The organism is Hymenobacter oligotrophus, assembly GCF_003574965.1.
Taxonomy (GTDB): Bacteria; Bacteroidota; Bacteroidia; order Cytophagales; family Hymenobacteraceae; genus Solirubrum; species Solirubrum oligotrophum.
Genome location: NZ_CP032317.1, coordinates 2,775,694 through 2,799,581, shown reverse-complemented (window position 1 = coordinate 2,799,581; position 23,888 = coordinate 2,775,694). Strand labels below are relative to the sequence as shown.

22 protein-coding genes and 1 tRNA gene are annotated in these 23,888 nt (G+C 61.7%); 13 read left to right on the top strand and 10 right to left on the bottom strand.

Annotated elements, in window-relative coordinates; translation table 11 throughout:
* Positions 1–79: 79 nt before the first annotated feature.
* The 3 genes from D3Y59_RS11960 to D3Y59_RS11950 all read left to right on the top strand — a co-directional run bounded on the left by D3Y59_RS11960 (position 80) and on the right by D3Y59_RS11950 (position 5,566).
* Positions 80–2,464: a tail fiber domain-containing protein gene (locus tag D3Y59_RS11960; RefSeq protein ID WP_162910727.1), complete on the top strand. Its 2,385-nt coding sequence runs from the start codon at positions 80–82 to the stop codon at positions 2,462–2,464.
* A 279-nt stretch (positions 2,465–2,743) separates the two neighbouring features.
* A complete protein-coding gene (locus D3Y59_RS11955) occupies positions 2,744–4,219 on the top strand; it encodes a T9SS type A sorting domain-containing protein (protein ID WP_119445262.1) in 1,476 nt (491 codons plus the stop codon).
* A gap of 75 nt (positions 4,220–4,294) precedes the next feature.
* The gene (locus D3Y59_RS11950; RefSeq protein ID WP_240410343.1) at positions 4,295–5,566 is read left to right on the top strand and encodes an NHL repeat-containing protein; all 1,272 of its coding nucleotides are present in this window, start codon (positions 4,295–4,297) and stop codon (positions 5,564–5,566) included.
* Between the two features lie 105 nt (positions 5,567–5,671).
* Here D3Y59_RS11950 and D3Y59_RS11945 read toward each other — a convergent pair whose 3' ends face one another.
* The 5 genes from D3Y59_RS11945 to pheS form a co-directional block, all read right to left on the bottom strand.
* Positions 5,672–7,477 (bottom strand): peptidoglycan D,D-transpeptidase FtsI family protein, encoded by a 1,806-nt coding sequence (locus D3Y59_RS11945; protein WP_119445261.1) that lies wholly within the window; start codon positions 7,475–7,477, stop codon positions 5,672–5,674.
* A 1,150-nt stretch (positions 7,478–8,627) separates the two neighbouring features.
* A tRNA-Asn gene (locus tag D3Y59_RS11940) sits at positions 8,628–8,701 on the bottom strand.
* 96 nt (positions 8,702–8,797) lie between these two features.
* Complete coding sequence (locus D3Y59_RS11935; protein WP_119445260.1) at positions 8,798–9,232, bottom strand: QcrA and Rieske domain-containing protein; 435 nt, start codon at positions 9,230–9,232, stop codon at positions 8,798–8,800.
* Positions 9,233–9,277: 45 nt separating this feature from the next.
* On the bottom strand, positions 9,278–10,135 hold the full coding sequence (locus D3Y59_RS11930; RefSeq protein WP_119445259.1) for a 3-hydroxyacyl-CoA dehydrogenase NAD-binding domain-containing protein: 858 nt from the start codon (positions 10,133–10,135) through the stop codon (positions 9,278–9,280).
* Positions 10,136–10,210: 75 nt separating this feature from the next.
* Complete coding sequence (gene pheS / locus D3Y59_RS11925) at positions 10,211–11,251, bottom strand: phenylalanine--tRNA ligase subunit alpha (RefSeq protein WP_119445258.1); 1,041 nt, start codon at positions 11,249–11,251, stop codon at positions 10,211–10,213.
* 147 nt (positions 11,252–11,398) lie between these two features.
* Between pheS and D3Y59_RS11920 the strand changes: the two genes are divergently transcribed.
* Together D3Y59_RS11920 and D3Y59_RS11915 are read left to right on the top strand one after the other, a co-directional pair.
* Entirely contained in the window at positions 11,399–11,719 is a 321-nt protein-coding gene (locus D3Y59_RS11920; protein ID WP_162910726.1) for a hypothetical protein, read from the top strand.
* Positions 11,720–11,857: 138 nt separating this feature from the next.
* Positions 11,858–12,430, top strand: coding sequence for a hypothetical protein (locus tag D3Y59_RS11915; protein ID WP_119445256.1), 573 nt, complete (start codon positions 11,858–11,860; stop codon positions 12,428–12,430).
* A gap of 56 nt (positions 12,431–12,486) precedes the next feature.
* On the opposite strand, the gene D3Y59_RS11910 is transcribed toward D3Y59_RS11915, so the two are convergent.
* The 3 genes from D3Y59_RS11910 to D3Y59_RS11900 all read right to left on the bottom strand — a co-directional run bounded on the left by D3Y59_RS11910 (position 12,487) and on the right by D3Y59_RS11900 (position 16,458).
* Positions 12,487–13,770 (bottom strand): M16 family metallopeptidase, encoded by a 1,284-nt coding sequence (locus tag D3Y59_RS11910; RefSeq protein ID WP_119445255.1) that lies wholly within the window; start codon positions 13,768–13,770, stop codon positions 12,487–12,489.
* Between the two features lie 91 nt (positions 13,771–13,861).
* On the bottom strand, positions 13,862–15,070 hold the full coding sequence (locus D3Y59_RS11905; protein ID WP_119445254.1) for a SusC/RagA family TonB-linked outer membrane protein: 1,209 nt from the start codon (positions 15,068–15,070) through the stop codon (positions 13,862–13,864).
* Between the two features lie 209 nt (positions 15,071–15,279).
* Positions 15,280–16,458 carry a TonB-dependent receptor plug domain-containing protein gene (locus D3Y59_RS11900; protein WP_119445253.1) on the bottom strand — a complete coding sequence of 393 codons (1,179 nt, stop codon included), beginning with the start codon at positions 16,456–16,458 and terminating at the stop codon, positions 15,280–15,282.
* A gap of 144 nt (positions 16,459–16,602) precedes the next feature.
* Between D3Y59_RS11900 and D3Y59_RS11895 the strand changes: the two genes are divergently transcribed.
* From D3Y59_RS11895 to ytxJ, 4 genes are all read left to right on the top strand, one after another.
* Positions 16,603–18,582: an alpha-ketoacid dehydrogenase subunit alpha/beta gene (locus D3Y59_RS11895; protein WP_119445252.1), complete on the top strand. Its 1,980-nt coding sequence runs from the start codon at positions 16,603–16,605 to the stop codon at positions 18,580–18,582.
* A 79-nt stretch (positions 18,583–18,661) separates the two neighbouring features.
* Positions 18,662–19,105, top strand: coding sequence for a hypothetical protein (locus tag D3Y59_RS11890; RefSeq protein ID WP_162910725.1), 444 nt, complete (start codon positions 18,662–18,664; stop codon positions 19,103–19,105).
* Positions 19,106–19,117: 12 nt separating this feature from the next.
* A complete protein-coding gene (locus D3Y59_RS11885; RefSeq protein ID WP_119445250.1) occupies positions 19,118–19,450 on the top strand; it encodes a hypothetical protein in 333 nt (110 codons plus the stop codon).
* On the top strand, positions 19,451–19,789 hold the full coding sequence (gene ytxJ / locus D3Y59_RS11880) for a bacillithiol system redox-active protein YtxJ (RefSeq protein WP_119445249.1): 339 nt from the start codon (positions 19,451–19,453) through the stop codon (positions 19,787–19,789). It begins immediately after the preceding gene.
* A gap of 101 nt (positions 19,790–19,890) precedes the next feature.
* Here ytxJ and D3Y59_RS11875 read toward each other — a convergent pair whose 3' ends face one another.
* Positions 19,891–20,298 (bottom strand): OsmC family protein, encoded by a 408-nt coding sequence (locus D3Y59_RS11875; protein WP_059068963.1) that lies wholly within the window; start codon positions 20,296–20,298, stop codon positions 19,891–19,893.
* A 93-nt stretch (positions 20,299–20,391) separates the two neighbouring features.
* Here D3Y59_RS11875 and D3Y59_RS11870 point away from each other — a divergent pair, with 93 nt between their 5' ends.
* Together D3Y59_RS11870 and lipA are read left to right on the top strand one after the other, a co-directional pair.
* Positions 20,392–21,189, top strand: a complete 798-nt coding sequence (locus D3Y59_RS11870; RefSeq protein ID WP_119445248.1) for a hypothetical protein — start codon at positions 20,392–20,394, stop codon at positions 21,187–21,189.
* 161 nt (positions 21,190–21,350) lie between these two features.
* Positions 21,351–22,253: a lipoyl synthase gene (lipA, locus tag D3Y59_RS11865; protein ID WP_119445247.1), complete on the top strand. Its 903-nt coding sequence runs from the start codon at positions 21,351–21,353 to the stop codon at positions 22,251–22,253.
* Between the two features lie 104 nt (positions 22,254–22,357).
* Here the strand turns inward: lipA and D3Y59_RS11860 are convergent, their stop codons facing one another.
* Positions 22,358–22,966 carry a DUF4136 domain-containing protein gene (locus tag D3Y59_RS11860; RefSeq protein ID WP_162910724.1) on the bottom strand — a complete coding sequence of 203 codons (609 nt, stop codon included), beginning with the start codon at positions 22,964–22,966 and terminating at the stop codon, positions 22,358–22,360.
* A gap of 216 nt (positions 22,967–23,182) precedes the next feature.
* On the opposite strand from D3Y59_RS11860, the gene D3Y59_RS11855 reads away from it, so the two are divergent.
* Together D3Y59_RS11855 and D3Y59_RS11850 are read left to right on the top strand one after the other, a co-directional pair.
* Positions 23,183–23,476, top strand: coding sequence for an SH3 domain-containing protein (locus tag D3Y59_RS11855; RefSeq protein ID WP_119445245.1), 294 nt, complete (start codon positions 23,183–23,185; stop codon positions 23,474–23,476).
* Between the two features lie 76 nt (positions 23,477–23,552).
* A complete protein-coding gene (locus tag D3Y59_RS11850; protein WP_119445244.1) occupies positions 23,553–23,849 on the top strand; it encodes a hypothetical protein in 297 nt (98 codons plus the stop codon).
* Positions 23,850–23,888: the final 39 nt, after the last annotated feature.

Below are 23,888 nucleotides of genomic sequence, written 5' to 3'. Positions count from 1 at the left end.
CACAGCCCAAGCCTGCGGCTTTTATAGTTTTTCTATGAAGAGAACTTTTACGAAACAGTCTCTTTCCTACCTTGCTCTAGTGCCCGTGCTGCTCGGAGGCCTGATGCTTCCGGCCGCGGCCCAAACCACCGGCTCGGTAGGCATCGGTACCACCGCCCCAGACGCCTCGGCCCTCCTGGAGTTGAGCACCACCAACAAGGGCCTGCTGCTGCCGCGCCTGACGCAGGTGCAGCGCGAGGCCATTCAGAGCCCGGCCGCCGGGCTGCTGATTTACCAAACCGACAACACCGCCGGCCTGTATATCTACGGCGGCACAAGCTGGAGCCTGTTGCCCAATGCCACCCAGCAGCAAAGCGCCGACAACCTCGGCAACCATACTGCTACCACCAACCTAAACCTAGGTGCCCACAAGCTGGCGGGCAACGGCGGCAGCTTGGGCCTAAGCATCGGCAGCACAGGCGTGGTGTACACCGACAGCAACCTGGCCCTGGCCGACAACGACCTATACCTGCGCGCCACGCCTACTTTCCTCGATACCAACCACGGCCTAGGCTACTACGGCCCGAGCAAACGCTGGAGTGCCGGCACCGCCCAAACTGCCACCACCTCTTCCCTAGCCGTAGAAGGCCCCGTGCTCTACGGCTACGCCGGCGGTGTGCTGGGTACCAACTTTTCGGGCACCCGTACCACGGCCCTGTATTGGAATAACCAGGGCCGGGTAGGCATTGCTACTACCAACCCCCAGAGCACTTTTCACGTGGCTGGCACGGCCGGCACAGCCAACGTGCGGCTGGAAAGCCTAGGCGGTAGCGGTACACGTGTGGTTACGGCTGACGGCAGCGGCAACCTGAGCACGACCAGCACCAGCAGCTTGGCCGACAACCTAGGCGACCACACGGCTACCACCAACCTGAACCTGAACACCAGCCACGACCTGCTGCTGCGCGGCAGCACCGACACCAACCACGGCCTGGGCTTCTACGGCGCCGGCAAGACCTGGACCGCAGGCACGGCCCAGTCGTCCACAGCCACAGCGCTGACCGTGGACGGGCCCGTGCTCTACGGCTACACGGGCGGGGTGCTGGGCACCAACGTGGCCGGCAACCGCACCACGGCCTTGTACTGGAACAGCGCCGGCCGAGTGGGCGTGGCTACCACCTCGCCGCAGACCACCTTTCACGTGGCCGGCACCGGCGGCACAAGCAACGTGCGCTTGGAGAGCCTGGGCGGCAGCGGCGCGCGCATGGTCACGACCGACAACAGCGGCAACCTGAGCACAGCCAGCATTCCTACCGACGCGCAGGTGCTGGGCTTTGGCAACGGCACGCTGAGCATCAGCGGCGGCAACTCCATCAGCCTCAGCAGCCTCAGCGACAACCTAGGCAGCCACACCGCCACCACGGCCTTTAACCTACAAGGCAATGCGCTGACCGGCTCGGGCAGCAGCATCAGCGGTGTGGGCCTTGGTGTGCGGGCCGACGGCGGCCTGAACATCGGCCAGAACACCACTCAGAACAGCATCTACCTGGGCTACCAGGCCGGGCAAAACAACACGGGCCGCCGCAACCTGTTTGTGGGTTACCAGGCCGGAGCCAGCAACTCCTCGGGTAACTCCAACCAGTTTGTCGGTTACCTGGCCGGGGCCAGCAACACCACCGGGGGCCTGAACGTGTTCAGCGGCGAAGAAAGTGGCGGCAGCAACGACAGCGGCTACTTCAACGTGTTCACCGGCGTCTACAGCGGAGTCGCTAACACCTCGGGCAGCGGCAACGTGTTTGTGGGCTACTACAGCGGCAGTAACAACACCCGGGGCGTCGACAATACGGCCGTGGGTAACGGGGCCGGCCCCACCAGCGGCAACCTCAGCAACACCCTGGCCCTGGGCAGCAACGCCGACGTCACGACCAACAACACCATTCAGCTCGGCGACTCGCACATCACCTCCCTGCGCTGCCAGGTGGACGTGACGACGACCTCCGACGCCCGCTTCAAGTACGACGTGCAAGCCGACGTGCCGGGCCTGGCCTTCATCCGCCGCCTGCGCCCGGTTACCTACCGCCTCGACGCGGCCAAGCAGCAGCAGTTCACCCGCACCGGCGTGCTGCCGGCCGGCTTTACCCGCGACCCGCAGGCGCCCGTGCACACGGGTTTCCTGGCCCAAGAAGTAGAGCAGGCCGCCCAGGCCCTGAACTACCGCTTCGACGGCGTGCACACCCCCGCCGGCGCCCGCGACTACTACGGCCTGGGCTACTCCCAGTTCGTGGTGCCGCTGGTGAAAGCCGTGCAGGAGCAGCAGCAGCAGATCGAGGCCATGCAGGCGCAGAACGCGGCCCTGCAAACCCAACTGCGCAGCCGCAACGCCCAGGCCGATGCCGACCACGCCGCCCTGCTGACCTTGCAGGCACAAATGGCACAGCTGCTGAACCCGGCGGCCACCACACTCTCGGCTCAGGCGCAACGCTAGCGCCCAACCCGCGGCGAAGAAAGCAGCCCCGATGCCGACCCAAGCTGGGCACTAACAGCACCTCGAAGATGAAAACACGGCATATGTTTCCTGCAAAAGCGGGAAGTTGGGTTGCCGGGCACATGGATATAACTGACGGCTAGCTTTCGCATTGCTTCACAAAAAACCGCAAGCTCGTTGGGCTGCACAATCACCAGCGCGGCTTTCATGCCCGAGGCTTCGCTGAATTACAACACCATCATCCAGTAAATACCGCTGGGGCTTCTTTAGTCCTTTCCTATGAAGTACTTCTTCTCCCTGGCAACAGGGCTGGCCTGTACCGCGGGTGTGTGGAGCACTTGTTTACTGGCCTCCCTGCTGGTGCTCCCGGCGACGGCCCAAACTCTCACCAACAACGGCGGCACGCTTACCGTGCAAAGCGGGGCAGTGCTTTGTGTGTCTGGTTCGGTGCAAAACGCGGCTGGCAGCACGCTGCAAAACAACGGTACCCTCGAGCTCAGCGGTGACCTGACCAGCGCCGGAACCTTCAGTGGCACCGGGTTACTGCGCGCTACTGGCACCCAAGACCAGACCCTTACCTTGCCTGCCGGCACAAGCCTAGGTAGCCTTACGGTAGCCAACACCGGGGCTAGCGGGCAAAACCGGGTGCTGCTGCCCAACGACGTGACGGTCACCGGCACCATCACGCTCACCGCCGGCAACGTGCGCACGGCCAGTACCGCCGTGCTCAGCTTGCCCGATGGCGCTACGCTGGTAGGCGAAACCGCGGGCCGCGTGGTGCAGGGCAACCTGCGCGTGGTGCGAGCCAGCGGCAGCGGCAACCTCGATTTTGGCCACGGGCTGACGCTGGACCGCACCGGTCTAGGTCAGGTGACGGTGACACGAACGGCCGGCTTGCAAACGGCGGGCGTGAGCTACGGCCAAAACGGTTCTTACCAAGGCATCGATGCCGTCTGGCAGGTCCAATCTGAGGTGGGGCCAACTGGGGCAGTTCCGCTCACGCTTCAATGGACATCGGATTTCGACAACGGACTAACCAGTTTCAGCCAGGCGCAGCTCTGGCGGGCGGCCACCGCGGCCGGTCCTTGGACGGCCTTGGCCACGGGCGCCGATGCCAGCAGCCGCAGCCTCGCCGGCAGCACCAGCTCGCTGGGCGCGTTCACCGTTAGCAACGTAGCCAATCCGCTGCCAGTGGAGCTGGTAGCCTTTACGGTTGAGCGCCGGGGGGGCGATGCCCTGCTGCGCTGGACAACGGCGCAGGAAAAAAACAACGCCCGCTTCGAGGTCGAGGTAAGCCCCGACGGAAGGGCGTTCCAACGCCTGGGCGCCGTGGCCGGGCAGGGTACATCGAGCACCCGGCACGAGTACCAGTTCACCGACGCGAACCTAAGCCGCTACGGGGTAACGCAACTTTACTACCGCCTGCGCCAAATTGATTTAAACGGCACCGCCACGCTTTCGCTTGTGCGCACAGTGCAAGTGGCCGGTGCCGCGCGCTTTGCGGCGCAAGCCTGGCCTAACCCGTTTGGGGCTGCTGGCTTGCAGCTGACGCTGCAGACGGGCAATGCTGGTGCTGCGGAGTTTATTGTCTACGACGCGCTGGGCCGCGCCGTGCTCGGCCGCCAAGTAGCAGCTCTACCGGCCGGCAGCACTTCGCTCGCTTGGCCAGCAGCGGCGCAACTGCCGCCGGGCGTGTACTACCTATGGGTGCAGCAGGCCGGGCAGCAAACCCGCCTTAAGCTCGTGCGCGAGTAAGCTTGGTTAGGTAACCCCGTGGGTTGATGCTTGTCCATTAGGTTCTTCAACTTCAGAATACAAACATTTTCGCTTATGCGTCTTTTTTTACCCTCGTTGGCTGCCGTGCTGTTTGCCTGTACTTTGCCGCAGACCACATACGCGCAAGGCGTTGGCATCGGCACCACCACTCCCGCTTCGTCGGCCGCTTTGGAGGTCAGCTCTACCACCAGCGGTTTTCTGCTGCCCCGCATGACGTTTGTGCAGCGGCAAAGCATTACCAGCCCCGTCGCCGGCTTGCTGGTGTTTCAGACCGACGTCACCGTGGGCGTGTATTATTACGACGGCACCAATTGGGTTAACCTTACCACGGGCACTCCGGTAGCTTACGTAAACGTGGTCAGCACGCTGGCGGGCGGCAGCATTGGCTATGCCGACGGCACGGGCACGGCGGCGAGGTTTTTTGTACCGTGGGGTATTGCCTACGATGGCAGCGCCAACCTCTACGTAGCGGATTCCGAAAATAACCGCATTCGCAAAATTGTGGTGGCAACCGGCGAAGTCACGACCCTGGCGGGCAACGGCAACGCCGGTGCGGTAAACGGCACGGGCACGGCCGCCGAGTTCTACCTCCCCAGGGGCATTGCGTACCACAACGGCAACTTGTACGTGGCGGAGTACGGCGCTCACCGCATCCGGCGGATTGCGGCCGCCACCGGCGTGGTCACCAGTTACGCCGGCAGTACGAACGCCAGTTTGGGTAGTACGGATGGGTTAGGCTCACTTGCGCGTTTTGACTCTCCCACTGCCTTGGCCTGCGACGCCAGCGGTACCCTTTACGTGGCCGATCTGGGCAATAACCGCATCCGCAAGATAACCGGCGCCACAACCGGCGTCGTGACCACGTTGGCCGGCAGCAGTCAGGGCATGACCGACGGCACCGGCACGGCCGCGCAGTTCTCCGGCCCGATCGGCGTGGCCTGCGACGCCAGTGGCAATGTGTACGTGGCCGACGCCGGCAACCACCGCATCCGGAAAATTGTGGCTGCTACGGGTGTGGTCACCACGTTGGCCGGCAGCAGCCAGGGCATGACCGACGGCACCGGCACGGCGGCACAGTTCTCCGGCCCAATCGGGGTGGGCTGCGACCCCAGCGGCAATGTATATGTAACCGATGCTGGCAACAACCGCGTGCGCAAGGTGGTGGCCGCTACCGGCGCCGTGACCACGCTGGCCGGCGGCACCGCTGGCTCGGCCGACGGCCTGGGCACGGCAGCGCAATTTGACTCTCCGAGAAGCGTGGTGTGCGACAGCAACGGAAACGCCTATGTAACCGATGGCAACAGCCGCATCCGGGTAGTGAAGTAGTTGCCCGAAGCCCTAGTATTTCGAAATGAACGGGCAAAGGTGTCGCTAGGCGGGCGCCGCTTTACCATTGCTGTTACCGGGCAGCCCGTAGACTAAACAGCGCGGCTAATAGCCGCGCCGGCCCCGGTGTTGGGCCCGTTGTTCCAGGCGCTTGCGCCGCGGCGCGATGGAGCCGCGTAGGTACTTCTCGATCACCAGGACTCCGCAAGGCGCGGCGGCAGTGGCCCCGAAGCCGGCGTTTTCCAAGTACACGGCCACGGCTATTTTCGGGTTATCGGCTGGGGCGAAGCCGATAAAGGCCGCGTGGTCGTCGCCCTCGTCGTTTTCCACGGTGCCGGTTTTGCCCGCCACCGTAATGCCCACGTCGCCCAGGCTAGAGGTTTCGGCCGTGCCGCCGGGCTGCAGCACCGCAACCATGCCCGGCACTAGCGCCGCGAAATGCACGCTGTCGACGAGGGTGCGTTGGCGCTCGGCAAAGCGCGGCAGCGGCCCGTCGGTCCCGATGCTGCGCACTAAGTGGGGCGGATAGTACCATCCGCGGTTGGCAATGATGGCCGCCAGGTTGGCCATTTGCAACCCGGTCAGGTTAATCTCGCCCTGCCCGATGCTGAGCGAGTATACGGACCGGTACGACCAGTTGCGGGTGCCCCGGGCCTTGTCGTAATAAGTCGCGGTGGGCAGAAAGCCCGGCGCTTCGCGCGGCAGGTCGACACCCAATACCGAGTCGAGCCCGAAGGAGCGGGCGTAGCGGCGCCACTGGGCCAGGTTGGCGTGGCGGATGAGCGTCGCCGAGTCGGCCGCGAGGCTGTCGGGCACGCGGGTGATGAGGCGCTCCAGCACGCGGTAGAAATACGGATTGCAGCTGTACTTGAGCCCGGTGGTCAGGTCCTTAGGCACGGGGTGGCGGTGCACGCAGCGGACCAGCGTCTGGTCGCAGCGAAATCCGGTAGCGGGACTAATGGCGCCCAGCTGCAAGGCCACCGCCGCGTTGACGAGCTTAAATACCGAGCCGGGAGGGTTAGCTTGCGTGGCTGGCCGGTTTAGCAACGGCATCTTTTCGTGCTGCAGCAGCTTGGCGCGCACGCCGGCCTGGTCTGGTGCGGTAAGTGTGGCCGGTCGGTAAGTGGGCGCCGATACGTAGGCCAAAACTTCTCCGGTGCGCGGATCCAGGGCTACGAGGTAGCCCTTGCGCTTGCCCAGCAGCTGTTCGGCGTAGGCTTGCAGTTTCACGTCCAGGCTCAGGTGCAAGTCCTGGCCCGGTTGGAACGCCGTGTCGGGGGCCCACCGGCCGTGCGGCTGGCCCAGCGAATCCACCAACGGGTGCTGTACGCCCACGTGCCCGGCGAGCAGGCCGTTGTAATAGGCCTCGACACCCCCGTTGCGCAGGCGGTAGAAACGTCCGCGGCGGGCGCGTTGCGCCTGAGTCAAGAACGCTTCTGCTTCGGCACTTGCATACCCCAGTACCGGGGCGCCAACGGCTGTCGTATAGGTGCGTCGACGCCGGTCGGTAAGGGCTAGCTCGGGCCAAGCGCGTTGCTGCTTGCGTACCCGTGCTGCTTCTGCCGCCGTTAGGCGAAGCTCCACAGGATACCCCGCACGGGCACCGGGGTAAGGCAGTGCGTCGGCCACGCGGCGGCGCAAGGTGCCCATGTTCCAGCCTAGTAGCTGGCTCAAGGCTAGGGAGTCGATCGGCGGACGGCGGGGCAGCCGCAACAAGTATTGAGAACGGGTGGCCACCAGCACCGAATCGTGGCGGTCCAAGATGCGGCCGCGCTGCGGCCGTTCGGGCAACACAACGCGGCGGCGAGTATACCCAGTGTGGGTAGTGTCGGGCAGCGGCCGGCCGGCAGCAGAGGCAGGCTCGGCGAAAGCGCCGGCCATGACGGCCAGCAGTATGGTCAACAAACTCATGAACGGGGCAAGGTGCGGCCGCAGGGCCGGCGGAGCAGGTGCTAAGTCCCTGCCAGAACTCAGGTGCGCCCTAGTGGCTTGTGCACGCCGTTGAGCGGGGAATAAATTAAGCAGCAACACCGCAGCACAGGCTTGGTGTTGCAGCCTGTGCTGCGGTAGGCTCCGGTAGCGGTTGAATAAACGTAGCAAAGGGTTCAACGAGATTTTCCAGCTGAACGAACGTAGCCGGGGCCCAATGGTTAACAGTGCGATAGTCGTACGCTAAACCTGCGGGCCTGGTGCCAAGGCACAGTAAAGCAAGTGGGGGCTTAGAGTCGATTAGAACTTGCCCGAGCCAGCGCGTAGGAGATTGTTTTCTGCCTGTGCTAGGCGCCTTACGTTTATCTCCTGGACAATTGCCGCAAGCTTCTGCTCTCCGGCCGCAGTCGAGAAGAGTTGAGCCGGCGTGGGGCCGGAGCCAATGCGAGACGCGCCTGCGCCATAATCTAGCAGGTGCGCCTACGCCGAAGTACGGAGTGATGCACTCGAAGACTTGGCATTGCCCCGGACTACGGCCTTTCGTATGAGGCTGCGAGCAAGAAAGAAGGTGTCCGCTGTGAAGCCGGGCGTGAGCGGGTGCGCAACCTCCAAAGGTACCGCGACAAAGACTGGCCGCGGAGCCGTCGGCTGGTGCCCCTTCCGTCGGTAGGGCTTGCTGCCTCAGCGCTGGGCTTTAAATCAGCAGGATTACTGTATCCTCGCCCTACTAGTTTTCCCAGCAACTCTTCGCTGGCACCTAGGTTGTTCCTGGCGTGGCTTCTTTGCAAGAATTCCTAAGCCAAAGCGGAGCTTGCACGGCCTCTCGCCGTGGCGCTGGTGTCGCTGCCGCACTTGGGTACTTAGCGGCCATTCTGGCTTTAAATGGCAGCCTGCCGGGCTACGTGCAGCTGGCCGCGTTCTGCTGCCAGCAGTGGGAGCAGCACCAACCTTGGGAAAGCCTTTCCGGCTGGCAGTAGTATCACAGTTGCACCTTTCGGCTACGGCCTGGCAACCCGAGAAAGAATTGCTTGCCGATCTGATGGAATTTTTTAGTGTCGTCCGTGAGATGTACCAGCAGCAAAGAGAAAGCCCGGTAACAAACTGATGGTCAGTCTATTACCGGGCTTCTTTGCGCTCCCTCCTGGGCTCGAACCAGGGACCCTCTGATTAACAGTCAGATGCTCTAACCGACTGAGCTAAGGAAGCGGCTTGCAATTGCTTAGTGGCTGATTGCGGGTGCAATATTACGCCGCGTTATCATTTCTCGCAACCCTTCGGCAACAATTTTTTTAAAGGAAATAATTAGTTGGTGACGTACAGCAAGTTGCCCGATAGCGCCGTGCTGTATTGGCGCAGCGGTCGGCGGGCCGGGCCGCTGGTAACTTGCCCGCGCATATCGAAACGGGAGCCGCAGCAGGAGTCGGCCATGAAGAAGCCGGACTTATCGACGCTGACCTTGGCGCAGGCGTTGTAGGGCTCGTAGGGGCAGTTGCGTTCGAAGGCAAGGTACTGCTGCGCGTTTTGGCGCACCACCACAATGCCCCGCACACCACCGCCTAGGTACACATAGCCGTTGTCGAAGCGCAGGGCTGCGTATTGTTGGTTGCTGAGGTTGAGCTGCTCGCTTACCACGGCCGACGGTATGCCGGGTTCGGCAGCGGTATTGGAGGAACACGCGGCCAGCCCTGCGGCTAGCAGCAGCGAGGCAGGCAAGCAGAAACGCAAAAGAGTGCTCATGCCGATACTAACGTGGGCCTAGGTGATTTATGTTCGGGTAGTGGGCTAGTATTGGTAAAAGCCGCGGCCCGACTTGCGCCCGTGGTGGCCGGCATCCACTTTTTGCTGCTGTATGCGGCTGGGCCGGAACTTGGGGTCGTAGTGAAAGGCGTGATACAGCGAGCTGGTTACGGCAAAGTTGGTATCCACGCCGATCAGGTCCATCAGCTTAAATGGGCCCATGCGGAAGCCCGCCGACTCCAGCAGCTCGTCGATGGTTTCGAGCGGCGCCACGCCTTCCTCCAAGGCCTTTAGGCTCTCAACATAGTAGTGTCGGGCCACGCGGTTCACGATAAAACCGGGGGCATCGGCAGCCAAAACCGGTTTTTTACCTAGGGCTACGGCCAGCTCGCGCACCCGCTCGCTTACCTCCGGCGCGGTAGCCGCGCCCGAAATAATCTCCACCAGCGGCATTAGCGGAGCCGGGTTGAAGAAGTGCATGCCCACTACGCGCTCGGGGTGGGGCACGGGCGCGGCCAACTGCGTGATGGGAAACGTGCTGGTGTTGGAGGCCAACACGGTGCTGGTGCTGTTGATGGCAGCCAGGTCGACGAACAGTTGGTGCTTTACGCTCATCTTCTCCACCACGGCCTCAATCACGATATCGGCTTGCACCTTTTCCAGGTCGTGGGTGAGGGTAAGGCGACCTAGGGCCGCGTCGTGGTCGGCGGCACTCATGCGGCCTTTTTCCACCAGCTTGCCCAGGCCCGCCTCAATGGCTTGCTGACCCCGCAGCAGCATGTTTTGGCTTACATCGAAGAGCAAGGTGCGGTAGCCGGCTTGCAGGCAAAGCTGGGCAATGCCCGCGCCCATGGTGCCGGCGCCCACCACGGCAATTATTTGGAAAGCAGCAGGAGACGTCATAGCAAGGCTAAAAAAGAAAGCGAGACGCAAGATATTGCGTCTCGCCTCAACGAAACAGGCCAGTGCACCTAGGGCTTAGTGAATAGCCTCAAACTGACGCAGGAAACGCATGTCGTTTTGCGTGAACAGGCGCAGGTCTTTGATCTGGTACTTGAGCATGGTGGGACGCTCCAAACCCATACCAAAGGCAAAGCCGGAGTAGCGCTCGGGGTCGATGCCGCAGTTGCGCAGCACGTTCGGATCGACCATGCCGGCGCCCATAATCTCCACCCAGCCGGTGTATTTGCAGATGTTGCAGCCCGGGCCTTTGCAAATCAGGCACGAAATGTCAATCTCGGTGCTGGGCTCGGTGAAGGGGAAGTACGAGGGGCGCATCCGCATCTTCACGTCCTTGCCGTAGAACTCCTGCGCGAAGTAGTAAATGGTTTGCTTGAGGTCGGCGAAGCTCACGTTTTCGTCGATGTACAAGCCCTCGATTTGATGAAACACCATGTGTGCCCGGGCCGAAATGGCCTCGTTGCGGTACACACGGCCCGGCATAATGCTGCGGATGGGCGGCTTTTGGCTTTGCATCAGGCGCACCTGCACGGTGCTGGTGTGCGTGCGCAGCAGGCGGTTCTGCTCTTCTTCGCCGGCTGCGGGCACGAAGAACGTGTCCTGCATTTCGCGGGCCGGGTGGTTTTCGGCAAAATTGAGAGCCGAGAAGTTGTGCCAATCGTCTTCTATTTCAGGACCTTCGGCCACGTTGAAGCCGATGCGCGAGAAGATGCGCACGATTTCGTCGCGCACCAGGCTCAGGGGGTGGCGCGTACCTAGGGCACCCGGCACGGGCGGCAGGGTGTAATCGTAGCCCGGGTCGGCGGGTTGGCTGGCGGCTTCGTCTTCGAGCTGCTGGCGGCGCTGGTCGAATTTCTCTTGCGCTAGTTGCTTCAGCTGATTGAGCTGCTGGCCCACGGCGCGGCGGTCTTCGGCCGCTACCGTCTTGAGCTGGTCGAACAGGTCGGCCAGGCGGCCTTTGCGGCCGGTGTAGGCAATGCGAAACTGATCGAGCTGCTGCGCCGTCGAAACGTCGTAGCCCTCTATTTCCTCCCGAAGCTGTTGAATCGTGTCCTGCATAACAAAAGCAAAGATAGGTTGCGGGTGCGCTTTTGCGCCCCTAGGTGCACAATTGCCCGGCAAGCTGCGCCAAACGCCCGACCCTTTGCGGCGCGGGTACGTATCAGGCGGGTACGTTTTGTTCACTTAGCCCCACGCCCCGCTGCCATGGTCCGTCGTCTACTTCTGCCCTTGTTCCTGTTGCTAGCTGGCGTAGTGGCCGAGCTGCCCGCCGAAGCCCAAACCAGAACCCGTACGGGCCGCGGCTACCGCGCCCGCACGCAGCCCCGCTCCTCCGACGACGTGAAGCTGGCCCCCGGCATGCGCCTGGGCCGGCCCCTGGCCCTTACTACCGACTACATGGGCCGGCCGCTTAAGCCCAAAGCCCCCAAGCCCAAACCCGCACAGGGCGCTTCTTCCATGTCGGCCGCGGGCCGCGGCGCAGCTGCCTCGCCCAAAGCAGCTGCTCCAAAGCCGCGGCGGCGATGAAACTGTTTTATACGGGGTGCGGTTGCGCATGAACTCGCCCACCGGCGTAGCAAACTAATGAACTGATTGTCGGGCTTGTACCTGCCTTGCCAGAACTGTAAATTCCCTTTCCACCCCCACGCACTCCCTTAACTCGCTATGAAACGCTTCGCTTTCCTCGTACTAGCCATGGGCCTGGCCGCTGTTTCGGCCGAAGCCCAGCAAAAAAAGACCTCCAGCAAGAGCAACGATGGCTGGGGTAGCTCCGGCAGCGGCTGGGGCAGCTCGAGCGGCTGGGATGCACCGGCATCCAAGCCCGCTGCCAAGCCCAAAACCGCTACCAAGGCTACCGCTCCCGCTAAGACCACGCCTAACGCAGCTGCCCCCAGCGGGACTGCGGCGCCTGCAGCCGCCAACGCCACGGCAACCACCCCGGCCAGCGGCACCGGCGCCACGGGCGATGCTTCGCAGGCCATGGGCGGCCAAGGCACGGCCGGCGCTACCGGCAACGCGGCCAACGGCGGTTTTGGCGACGTTGGCGCCGGCGACCGTACGCCCGAGCGCATCGAAGGCATGAGCGTGGCCCCGGGCCGCCCCCTGATGCCCTCGGGCCGCACCCGCTCCGACTACATGGGCCGCCCCATTCAGGCCAAGCCCTCGATGCGCCCGCGCAGCACCGACAACAACCAACAAACCGACCTGCTAAACACAGCCCCCGGCCAGCGCCCCTAGGTGGGGCCCCAACCGGGGGCGGGGTGGCACCTGGGCAGTAGCCCTAGGTGGCCAACTTAAGCCGAGGCTGTTTCAGCCTCGGCTATTTTTTTGTGAGCTGCCGCCGGCCGGGCCTGGTATCGCAAGGTCGAGCAGTTGTCGGGGCGCAGTATTTCGCGGGCGGCTTCCAGCACGTGGGTTGGCGTAATGGCCTGCACGCGGGCGCTTTCCTCGTTTACCAGGTTGGCGTCGCCGATGAGCTTGTAGTAGGCTAGGTTCATGGCGCGATTCAGCAGCTCCACCTCGCTGAAGACAATGCTGGCCTCGGCTTGGTTTTTCACTTTCTCCAGCTCTTCGGCTGTTATCGGCTGCTGGCGCAGCTCCTCCACAACCTCCGCAACGGCGGCGTCGGCTTCTTCCAGGCTCACGCCTTCGTTAAGTTTGCCGCTGATTACAAACAAACCCGGCTCGAGAGAACCCGTTACCGATGCCGAAATAGAGTTGAACAACGGCCGCTCCTTAACCAAACGCTGGTACAGGCGCGACGACTTGCCTCGGCCCAACACGTCGCTTAGCAGGTCGGCGGCGTGGTAGGCGTCTTCGGCACGGCTGGGCATGTGGTACACTTTGTACAGGGCGCTCAGCGGCACATCGGCCTCCACGGTAAGCAGGCGGGCTTCGGTTTGACGGGGCTCTTTGGGCAGCTGCCGCTCGTAGCGCGTGCCGGCCGGAATGGGCCCAAACCATTTTTCGGTCAATCGTTTTACCTCATCGAGGCTTACGGCGCCGGCCACCACCAAAATAGCGTTGGCGGGCGAGTAGTGCTTGGCAAAAAAGTCGCGCACCAACTGCATGGTGGCGTTTTCGATGTGCCCGATTTCCTTGCCAATGGTAGCCCACTGGTAGGGGTGGTGCTGGTAGGCCAAGGGGCGTAGTTTTAGCCACACGTCGCCATAGGGCTGGTTGAGGTAGTTCTGCTTGAATTCCTCCACCACCACTTTGCGCTGCACCTCCAAGCCGTTTTCGGAAAACGCCAGGCTCAACATGCGGTCCGATTCGAGCCAGAAACCGGTTTCAATGTTTTGGGCCGGCACCGTGAGGTAATAATTGGTGATGTCGGGCGAGGTGAAGGCGTTGTTTTCGCCGCCCACACGTTGCAAGGGCTCGTCGTAGCTCGGAATGTTGACGGAGCCCGAAAACATCAGGTGCTCGAACAAGTGCGCAAAACCGGTGTGCTCGGGGCTTTCGTCGCGCGAGCCCACGTTGTACAGCACGTTCAGCACGGCCATGGGCTGCGTGAAATCTTCGTGCACAATACAGCGCAAGCCGTTGTCGAGGGTAAATTCCTGGAATTGTATCATATAAGCAGGAGGTGCGGGTAGGAACGAAGGGATTAAGAGCTTAACCTACGAAATTGGTGGCAGGTTCGGACGGAAGTCGCTGCGAGTGCGGTTACAGCGTAGCCTGCACGCCCAGCACGACGGTGCGCGGCACGGGGTAGGCGCCTAGGTCTAGGCCGGCTTGCGTACCGGCCGAGCCTCCGCTGCTCACGTTGGGGTCGAAGCCACGGTACCGCGAAAGCACGAGCAGGTTGTGTCCCCCAGCCCATACGGTTATCTCCCGCTCGGCTTTGCTCCAGGCTTTGTAACGCAGTATCAGCGCAGTGAGGCGCGCGTGGTCGCCTGGTTGCAATTGGTAGGAGCTGAAGGTGCGGAGCATGCTGGTGTTGGCCGCCGGTACATCGGTGCTGCGGTTGTTGGGCGTCCAACGCATCAGCATGCGGCGGCTGCCGTTGAAAACAAAACCGTCGGGGCTGTCGAGCTTGTGTAGGGCTTGGTTATATACTTGGTAGCCGCCCATGGCGTCGGCCTGCAGTTGGAGCTGCCAACGGCCGTAAGCTACCTCTTGGGTCAGATTAAACAATTGCCGAGGCAAACCCGAGCCCAACACTTCGTAGGCCAGCGAGTTGTTGGCGGTGCTGAGGTAGGTTGGGGCACCTGTAGCGGCATCAGGCCCTAGGTAACGGTAACCGTAAAACGCGGACATGGGCTGCCCATTGATTAGCCATTGCTGCTCGTTGGCGCGGTAGAGTAGGTTTTCGGGAACCCTGAAACGGTTTTTTTGGAAGGCTGCTGCCAACGTGGTGCGGCCTGTGAGTTTATGCCCCGGCCAAGTAGCCGACAAACTGGCTTCAAGTCCTTGGTTGGTTACTTCCGTAGCAGGAAAATTCCGACTCATTAAGCCCTTGATCGGCGTTTCGGTAGTGCGGCGTTGGTACACGCTTGCCTCGAGCGTAAGCCACCGCCGCCACGCAGCACGCAGGCCCGCGTCGTGCTGTAGGGTGTGGCTTGAGTTGATTATTCGCAAGTCGCTGTAGCCGTTGGCCGTAGGGGTGGAATAGCGTAAATAACTTTGTTCGTACTGTCGGCCTAGGTTAGAGGTAGCGCCTACGCCTGCCCACACATCGAGCTGGGAAAGCCAGCCACGGGTGGCCAAAAACGTTTCGTTGCCCGCGTGCCAGGTGGCTTGGAGTGCGGGGTTGACGACGCTTTGCGACACAGGCAGGGCATGAGGCACGCGGCCGCTGTCGAAGCGGAGGCTGCCTTCGAGGGCATAGCGGTTGCGGTAGGTGTAGCCAGCTTGGGTGCCTACGCTGTGCAATTGGTTGTCGGACTCCGAGGATTGATTGCCGAATTCGGTAGTGGTGCCATAGCGCCGCCAAGTGTTCAGCTCGAAGCTGCTGCCGTATTGCTGCAGGGTTGCTTGCCCACTTAGGCGCAGGGCGTGTTGCCCTAGGTAGGTTCGGTTGAAATTAGCCTCGACGCCGAAGGTAGTTTGGCGGTGCTTGCTAACGTTTTCCAGGCGTGTGCTTACGGTGCTGTAGTCAAGGCAGCACGCACATCCTCCGAGCGGTTGTACCGTTGCTGCTCGCCCTGCACCAGCGCTGCCACCGTGGCATGCTTGCCCCAGGCGTAGCGCAAACGCAAGAGTGCGAGTAGCTGCCGTTGCTCGGGGCGCACTTGGTGCAGCAGGCTAATACGCAGCGGGTTGTCGATGTAGTACATCGGCTTGGCAAGCTCGCCATCGGCTCCGTATGGTTTCTCGGTGGGCAGCGCCAGAAGCATGAACTCAGGTAGCTCTTCGGTAGATTGAGCTGCTGTGGTGTGGCTGCCGCTCAGGCGCGTTTCCAGCGTCAGCTTGCTGCTCAGCTGGTACTCCACATTGGCGCGGCCTGTAAAGTTTTGCAGGTGCGAGTTGCGCAAAATGCCCTGCTGCCCTTTGTAGCTGGCGGCCGCGTAGTAGCGCACCGTGGGCAGGCCGCCGCTTAGGCTAAGCTGATGCTCGTGCGTAGCGGCCGTACGTAGCAGCTCCTGCTGCCAATCGGTACCGGCACCTAGGGCTGCTACTTCGGCCGGGGTGTACCAAGGCGGCCGCGACTCATTCTGCAGGGCTTCGTTGCCGAGTTCGGCGTATTGCCGGGCCGTGAGCAAATCGTAACGGGTGCGGGCCTGTTGCACGCCAGCGTAACCCGTGTAGCGCAACCGCGGACCGCCGGCTTGGCCGCGCCGGGTTCGGATGCTTATTACTCCGTGCTGGCCCTGCGCCCCGTAGCGGGCGGTTTCAAGTGCTCCTTTCAGCACCGTAACGGATTCGATGTCGGAGGCCGGCAAGCTGAGGAGCGGGTTCAGCCCCCAGTTTGTAAAATTTGGCATGTTTGGGCCCAAATTGTAAGCCGGCACAAAGCCCGTGCTTTCGAACACCGGAACCCCATCGAGCAAGTACAGAGGCTGCGGGTTGTTGGCCACGCCCGAAGCGCCCCGAACGCGCACTACCGCGTTGGCGCCGGGTGCGCCGGAGTAGGGCGTTACCTGCACGCCCGCCACCCGGCCGAGCAGAGGCTGAACGGTAACGAAAGCCGGAATAACCGCAGTAGAATCTGTTACAAGAAGAACTACCGAATTGCTGCGGCTAAGCAGCGAATCGGGCTGTTGCGCCTGTGCAGTAGCAGCACCTAGGAATAACACACACGCGGGTAAAAGTCGGGGCATAGAAAGGATAAAGTGCAAACGACAAGGCACGAAGGTAATGGCGTCGGCTGTCGCTAGCACGCGCGTTGCGCCAAACAATCGTCGCCCACTTGCCGCAACCTTCTACCTTTGCCGCCACCCATTTTCCCGAACTCGCTCCACCCAATGACATTCGACCGCAAAGACTACTCGAACGACGAGCTGCTCCGCCTGTACGAAGGCTTGCTGAAGCCCCGCATGATCGAAGAGAAAATGCTTATTCTGCTGCGCCAAGGCAAAGTAAGCAAGTGGTTTTCGGGCATTGGGCAAGAGGCCATTTCGGTGGGTAGCACCCTGGCCCTGCACCCCGACGAGTACATTTTGCCGCTGCACCGCAACCTGGGCGTGTTTACGTGCCGCCAGCTGCCGCTCGATCGGCTGTTTGCGCAGTGGCAAGGCAAGAAAACAGGCTTCACGAAGGGCCGCGACCGGTCGTTCCACTTCGGCACCAACGAGCACCACATCGTGGGCATGATTTCGCACCTAGGGCCGCAGCTGGCCGTGGCCGATGGCATTGCCCTGGCCTCAGTGCTCGATAACGAAGGCAAGGTAACGGTGGTGTACTCCGGCGACGGCGGCGCTTCCGAGGGCGACTTCCACGAGGGCCTGAACGTAGCCGCCGTGTGGCAATTGCCGGTCATCTTCATCGTCGAAAACAACGGCTACGGCCTCAGCACGCCCAGCAACGAGCAGTTTCGCCACGGCTACTTCATCAACAAGGGCCCGGCCTACGGAATTGAGGCCGTGCAGGTAGATGGCAACAACGTGCTGGAGGTGTACGATACCGTGCGCCGCTTGGCCGAAGACCTGCGCCAGAACCCGCGCCCCGTGCTGCTGGAGGCGCTTACCTTCCGGATGCGCGGCCACGAAGAAGCCTCGGGCACCAAGTACGTGCCGCAGGAGCTGTTTGAGGAATGGGGCCAGAAAGACCCGGTGGAAAACTTTGAGCGCTACTTGCTGGAGCAAGGCGTGCTCGACGAAGAAGCCAAGCAGCGCTACCGCCGCACCATTAAAGACGAAATTGACGAGGCGTGGCGTGTGGTGTTCGACACGCCCGAAGTAACCGCCGACACCGCCGAGGAAGTGGCCGATATGTACCGACCCTTCGCGGCACCCGACCAGGCGCCGGCCCTAGGTGCGCCCACTACCGAAAAGCGCTACGTGGATGCCATTTCCGATGGCCTGCGCCAAAGCATGGAGCGCTACCCCGAGTTGGTGCTTATGGGCCAGGACATTGCCGAGTACGGCGGCGTGTTTAAAGTCACCGACGGCTTTGTGCAGCAGTTCGGCAAAGGCCGCGTGCGCAACACGCCCTTGTGCGAATCGGCCATTGTGGGCGCGGGCCTGGGGCTGAGCATCCGGGGCAAGAAGGCCATGGTAGAAATGCAGTTTGCCGATTTCGTAACCTGCGGCTTCAACCAAATTGTAAACAACCTCGCCAAAAGCCATTACCGCTGGGGCCAGAACGCCGACGTGGTGGTGCGCATGCCCACCGGCGCCGGTTCGGCCGCCGGCCCATTTCACTCGCAGTCGAACGAGGCGTGGTTTGTGCACACGCCGGGCCTAAAGGTGGTGTACCCCAGCACGCCCTCCGACGCCAAGGGCCTGCTCGCGGCCGCCATCGAAGACCCCAACCCGGTTATTTTCTTTGAACACAAGCTGCTGTACCGCTCGGTAAGCGAGCCGGTGCCCGATGAGTACTACACCGTGCCCATTGGCAAGGCCCGCCTGGCGCGCGAAGGTGCCGACCTAAGCATCATCACCTACGGCCTAGGTGTGCACTGGGCAACCAAGCTGGCCAACGAGATGCAGCTGGATTGCGACATCCTGGACCTGCGCAGCCTGCTGCCTTGGGACGAAGATGCCGTGCGTGCTACCGTCGAGAAAACCGGCCGCGTCATCATCCTGCACGAAGACACGCTCACCGGCGGCATCGGCGGCGAAATTGCCGCCTGGATTGCCGAACACTGCTTCACCTCGCTGGATGCTCCCGTGCAACGCGTCGCATCCCTTGACACGGCCATTCCGTTTGCGCCCGCGCTGGAGCAAAATTTCCTGGCCGAAAGCCGCCTGCGCCAGTGTCTCGAAAAGCTGCTTGCCTACTAAATTAGGCGCAAAGGCCGGGGATGTTCTCCGGCCTTTGTATTTTTCGAACTGATTGTACTTTACTTACTCCCTGCCATTTGTGATGGAGCTGCTTCGGGTGCGCCGGCTGGGCTGGCAGTTGCTGGTGCTGATTGTGTTGGCCGGGCCTGTGCTACAAAGCTGCCGGCCCTACCGCTTGCCCAACCCCTCGGGCCCGGTAACCAAGAAAACCAAGACCAAGAAGAAGGACCCGAACGCCACCGAAATGGCCGACGGCTCGACGGGTACTGCCACCACCGAGGCGCCCAAGGTGCAAAAGAACGGCTACGACAAAAACGGCCTGCTGAAGAAGCCCAAATACAAGCGCCGCCGCTTGGCCAAGCCCGGCGAGAAGTTCCTCTTGGGCGTGCGTGTGCCCGCCTGGCCTTGGATTTCGTTTAAGAAGAAAAACAAAAGCCGCGTGCCCAGTACCGTGCCTTCGCGCTCGAGGCATTACCCCAACAAGGCCAAAGGCGCACCGGCCGATACCCCCGATGGCAATTAACCCATTCGCTCTATGCTGCTTCGTTACGCATTAGTGTTTACCCTGCTGTGCGGCGCTGCTACGGCGGCCTCGGCCCAGCAATCAGTTGTTGAACCGAACCCCAAGAAAGAGGCGCGCCGCTCGCTGCGCGACGCCCGCAAGTACCCCGCCGCCGAAGATTTGCGCCAAAGCCACCTAGCCGTTACCAAGCACGACCTGCGCCCCGGCGAGAGTGGCCGCCTGCGAAACCCAAAAGACGGCAGCGAGCGTTACAAGTTCGACAATGCCGGTACGCCGCGCGTAAGCGACCAACGCGTGGGCTTGGGGTTGTCGAAAAACAAGCGAAAAATTAAAGCAACCGAATAAATGCAGTGGCATCAGCTTACCCAGCCCGAGCAGCTCGACGACATCGTGCGCGAATCGGCCGAACACCCCGTCGTCATTTTCAAGCACAGTACCAGCTGCTCCATTAGTGCCATGGCTAAAAGCCGGCTGGAGCGCCAGTGGGCCGATGCGGGCCTAGGGAAGGTAAAGCCTTACTACCTCGATCTGCTGCGCTTTCGGCCCATTTCCAATCAAATTGCCGAGCAGTTTGGCATCCGGCACGAGTCGCCGCAGCTGCTGCTGATCCGCAATGGCGAGTGCCGCTACGATGCTTCGCACATGAGCATTCAGCTAGGCGAGGTAAAGAAAAAGCTCGCCTAGGTAGCCCCGGGTTCAACACACCAAAGGCCGCCTTTTACCGTTCTGGGCAATGCACCAGAAAAGCGGTAAAAGGCGGCCTTTTGGCGGTGTAACGAAGGCAATTAGCCTTCGTACGAGAACTGAACCGACTGACGGATTTCCGGGTTCAGGCTAAGAGCAACGGGGCAAGTGCGGGCGGCGTTTTCCAGCACCGTGCGGTCTTTGGGCGAAAGGCCGGCCGGCATGCGGAAACTCACCTCGATTTCGGCAATGCGCCGGGGCTCCGAAGCCATGTGCTTGGTTACCTCGAACGTAACGCCGGTGAGGTCGAGGCTGCTGCGCTCCGCCACGATGCCCATGATGGTCATCATGCACGAGCCCAGCGCCGCGCTTACCAAATCGGTGGGCGAAAACGCTTCGCCGCGTCCGTGGTTATCTACCGGTGCGTCGGTATGAATGGTAGTGCCCGAGGCCACGTGCTGGGCTTCGGTGCGCAGCTGGCCGGCGTAGCGGGCGGTGGCAGTGCTCATATATTCTAAAAAACTTACAGACGGATGCGTTCAAATTTACGTACTTTCGGAATGGCCCGCTCCGTGGGCACAGCCCTTTCTCATTTGCTCCTTATGCCCGCTTCTACCGCTGCGCGTACTCCGCTTTTGTTTGCTGTGCTGCTCGCGGCTGCTTGCTTGGCTGCGCCGGCTGCCCGCGCGCAAGAAGCGCAAGATGGCCCCTCGTACCAGAAGGAATTTACCTACGGCATCAACCTCAACTCCAACGCCGGCCTGATCGGCGGCGTGGCCGTGCGTTCGTCGCACTTGCTCAACAACGATTGGTCGCGCTTTTGGATGCTTGAGGGCGTGGAGGTGAAAAACCGCAAGGAGCAGCGCGCCCAAACGTACGTGGGCGGGGTGTACGTGCTCGGCAAAAGCAACTACCTGTTTGTGTTGCGCCCGAGCGTGGGGTTGCAGCGCGTTATCTTCCGGAAAGCGGCCGAATCGGGCGTGCAGGTAAACGGCTTGGTGGGGGCCGGCCCCTCGTTGGGCCTGCTGATGCCGTACTACATTTACTACGACTACACGCCCGCGCCCGACCCCAGCAATCCGAGCCCGCGCGAAGACATCCGCTCGGAGCAATACGACCCCGGCAAGCACAGCGACCCGAACCGCATTTACGACCGCGCGCCGCTGTTTACCGGCGTCAACGAGCTGAAACCCAATATTGGGGCCCACTTGCGCGGGGCTTTCACGTTTGAGTACGGCCGCTACCGCGACGCCGTGGCGGGCCTCGAAGCGGGCGTGCTGCTCGAGGCCTACACCAAGCGCCTCACGGTGCTGCGCGCCCTGAACACGCCCGACCGGCAAATCAACGACAACGTGTTTTCGTCGGTGTACGTGACGCTGTACATCGGCCAGCGCAAGTAGCTGCAGTGCTGGCTGTTGTGTGCTGAAGCGGCAATAGGCACCTAGGGCTTTGAACCAGCCGTTACGTGGGTTTGGTTGCGGCTATACAGCCGGCAGCCAAACCCACGCTTTGTTGGGTGGTTACTGACTACCAACTACCCAATACCAACTACCTTTGTGGTATGGATACTCTCCTGACCTTACCCGTAATACAACCCGAAGCGGCTGCCCCGGCCAAGCCCCGCAAGCCCGATTGGCTGCGCGTGAAGCTGCCGGTAGGCGAATCGTACGCCAACGTGCGCCGCCTCGTGGACGAACATAAGCTGCATACCATCTGCGAAAGCGGGAACTGCCCCAACATGGGCGAGTGCTGGGGTGCCGGCACCGCCACGTTCATGATTTTGGGCAATATTTGCACGCGCTCGTGCTCGTTTTGCGCCGTGGCTACGGGCCGCCCCACCGAGTACGACCTCGACGAGCCCCGCCGCGTAGCCGAGGCCATTAAGCTGATGGGCGTGAAGCACGCCGTAATTACCTCCGTAAACCGCGACGAGTTGAAAGACCGCGGCGCCAGCGTGTGGTACGAAACGGTGGTTCAAACCAAGCAGCTCTCGCCCGAAACCACCATCGAAACGCTCATACCCGACGTGAAAGCCAACTGGGATGCGCTGCAGACCATGATTGCCGGTGGCCAGGAGGTGGTGTCGCACAACATCGAAACCGTGGGCAGCCTCTACCGCCTGGTGCGCCCGCAGGCCAAGTACGACCGCAGCCTGGAGCAGATTCGCCGCACCAAAGAAGCCGGCAAGCGCACCAAATCGGGTATTATGCTGGGCTTGGGCGAAACCAAGGACGAGATGTACCAAGCCATGGACGACCTTGTGGCCAACGGCCTCGACATCCTTACCCTAGGTCAGTACCTGCAGCCCACCAAGCGCCACATTGAGGTAGCCGAGTTTATCCACCCCGATTTGTTTGCGCACTACCGCGAAGAAGGCCTGCGCCGCGGCCTAAAGTACGTGGAGAGCGGTCCGCTGGTGCGCTCCAGCTACCACGCCGAGCGCCACGTAAACGTGCCGATCTAAAACTGCCGACCTAGGCCAACCCTAGGTTCCGTCGGCAAAAAGCCCCGCTTCTCGGACGAGAAGCGGGGCTTTTTAACAGAAGAATTTGCGCAGAACGGCCGGGCTTAGCGGCGAGCGGTGTTGTCGGTGGGCGGGTAGGTGCCCAACACGCCCGTCACGATGCGGTTTACTTCCTCATCCGACAGGTTTTGCTCGTCTACCTGGCTTTGGCCGTAGCCGCGCCATACCAACTCTTTGCGCTTGGCATCCACAATGTCGATGATGACGTTGCCAGCCTTGTACTCAACCACCGGTTGCTGGTACAGGCCGCGGTTCCAGCCCAAACCCCAGTAGGGGTGCCAGCCGTAGGGGCCGTACGGCACCGCCGTGTTGGTGCGTTGCTTGTCCTCCACGCGCGCCGAGTAGGCCACGTACACGTCGGGGTTTTTCTCCACCTTCGTCATGCCCTTGCGCACCATTTCGGCTTCCACCGAGCGGCGCATGCGCTTGTCGAAGAAGGAGTTGTAACCCTTGGCCGGGCCGCCCTCAGCATCGGTGGGCTGCTCGGGGTACCACGCCCAGGTTTTGTAGTTGCGGAAATTAACGGCGTGGTCGAAATCGGAAGTGACGCCTACACGCGGCACCGAGGCACAACCGGCCGAGCCCAACAGCAGGGTAAGCCCAACGGCTGCCAGCGCCGCCGGACGAGTGAAAATTTGCGTGATGAATTTCATAGGAAAAGGCATGGTGAAATGCTCCAGTAGCTGCCGCTGCTTGCCGCATCGGCCCTGTTTACCGGCACACTAGCACAACACCTAGGGCAGGGGCGTATGTTCCCGGTTTTAGGATATCCCTAAGAATGTAGTAGAATAAAAAGACAGGAATATTTTGATATGATACTGACGAGTTTGATATTGTAGCACAGCTCTGTTTCCCCAAAAATCCTACCCATGATCCGCCTATTGTTTGCTGCCTGCTTGCTGGCGCTCGGCGCCTGTGCCACTGCCAAAGACGACGTGGCCAAAATCCCGACGCTGCTGCCCGTTGCCATCGACCGCACCGCCGGCGCCACCTGCGGCCTCTACAGCCAAGCCTCTACCCAATCCGAAATGCTGGCTATGATTGATGTGGGCGCCAAAATCCAGGTACTGGATTCGAGCAACGCCCACTTTGTGCGGGCGCGCATGAGCAAAAATGGCAAAACGCTTACGGGCTTTATGTACAAAGCTTGCCTAGGCAAGTAGGTAACCGGAGCCGAACAGATAATTTCACTTTTCGGCCCCCAATCAATTCCTTATCTTCCTGACGTAATTCAGCTATATGAAAAAAGCTCTACTGTTCTGTTCCCTCGCGGCCCTAGGTGCCTGCAGCGCCGCCAAAGACGATGGCAGCTCGGCAGCTCGGGCCAGCCGCACACCCGTAGCACACAACACCGTAGTAGAATGCGCCCTCTACGACGGCATGAAGAAGGAAGCCACCCAACTGACAACGGTGGCCTCGGGCACGGAAGTACAAGTGATGGATACCATCGATGCGTACTTCGTGAAAGCCCGCGTTACCAACCCCGCCGGCGAAGCGCAGGTAGGCTACATGTACCGTTCCTGCTTCGGCAAGTAGGCCCTAGGTGCCCCGCAACAAAAAGGCCCGCTGCCAAAT

Excerpts from the sequence above, each read along its gene's own strand:
- D3Y59_RS11955 (WP_119445262.1), top strand. The coding sequence starts at position 2,744 with ATGAAGTACTTCTTCTCCCTGGCAACAGGGCTGGCCTGTACCGCGGGT.
- D3Y59_RS11950 (WP_240410343.1), top strand. The coding sequence starts at position 4,295 with ATGCGTCTTTTTTTACCCTCGTTGGCTGCCGTGCTGTTTGCCTGTACT.
- D3Y59_RS11945 (WP_119445261.1), bottom strand. The coding sequence starts at position 7,477 with ATGAGTTTGTTGACCATACTGCTGGCCGTCATGGCCGGCGCTTTCGCC.
- D3Y59_RS11935 (WP_119445260.1), bottom strand. The coding sequence starts at position 9,232 with ATGAGCACTCTTTTGCGTTTCTGCTTGCCTGCCTCGCTGCTGCTAGCC.
- D3Y59_RS11930 (WP_119445259.1), bottom strand. The coding sequence starts at position 10,135 with ATGACGTCTCCTGCTGCTTTCCAAATAATTGCCGTGGTGGGCGCCGGC.
- pheS (WP_119445258.1), bottom strand. The coding sequence starts at position 11,251 with ATGCAGGACACGATTCAACAGCTTCGGGAGGAAATAGAGGGCTACGAC.
- D3Y59_RS11920 (WP_162910726.1), top strand. The coding sequence starts at position 11,399 with ATGGTCCGTCGTCTACTTCTGCCCTTGTTCCTGTTGCTAGCTGGCGTA.
- D3Y59_RS11915 (WP_119445256.1), top strand. The coding sequence starts at position 11,858 with ATGAAACGCTTCGCTTTCCTCGTACTAGCCATGGGCCTGGCCGCTGTT.
- D3Y59_RS11910 (WP_119445255.1), bottom strand. The coding sequence starts at position 13,770 with ATGATACAATTCCAGGAATTTACCCTCGACAACGGCTTGCGCTGTATT.
- D3Y59_RS11900 (WP_119445253.1), bottom strand. The coding sequence starts at position 16,458 with ATGCCCCGACTTTTACCCGCGTGTGTGTTATTCCTAGGTGCTGCTACT.
- D3Y59_RS11895 (WP_119445252.1), top strand. The coding sequence starts at position 16,603 with ATGACATTCGACCGCAAAGACTACTCGAACGACGAGCTGCTCCGCCTG.
- D3Y59_RS11885 (WP_119445250.1), top strand. The coding sequence starts at position 19,118 with ATGCTGCTTCGTTACGCATTAGTGTTTACCCTGCTGTGCGGCGCTGCT.
- ytxJ (WP_119445249.1), top strand. The coding sequence starts at position 19,451 with ATGCAGTGGCATCAGCTTACCCAGCCCGAGCAGCTCGACGACATCGTG.
- D3Y59_RS11875 (WP_059068963.1), bottom strand. The coding sequence starts at position 20,298 with ATGAGCACTGCCACCGCCCGCTACGCCGGCCAGCTGCGCACCGAAGCC.
- D3Y59_RS11870 (WP_119445248.1), top strand. The coding sequence starts at position 20,392 with ATGCCCGCTTCTACCGCTGCGCGTACTCCGCTTTTGTTTGCTGTGCTG.
- lipA (WP_119445247.1), top strand. The coding sequence starts at position 21,351 with ATGGATACTCTCCTGACCTTACCCGTAATACAACCCGAAGCGGCTGCC.
- D3Y59_RS11860 (WP_162910724.1), bottom strand. The coding sequence starts at position 22,966 with ATGAAATTCATCACGCAAATTTTCACTCGTCCGGCGGCGCTGGCAGCC.
- D3Y59_RS11855 (WP_119445245.1), top strand. The coding sequence starts at position 23,183 with ATGATCCGCCTATTGTTTGCTGCCTGCTTGCTGGCGCTCGGCGCCTGT.
- D3Y59_RS11850 (WP_119445244.1), top strand. The coding sequence starts at position 23,553 with ATGAAAAAAGCTCTACTGTTCTGTTCCCTCGCGGCCCTAGGTGCCTGC.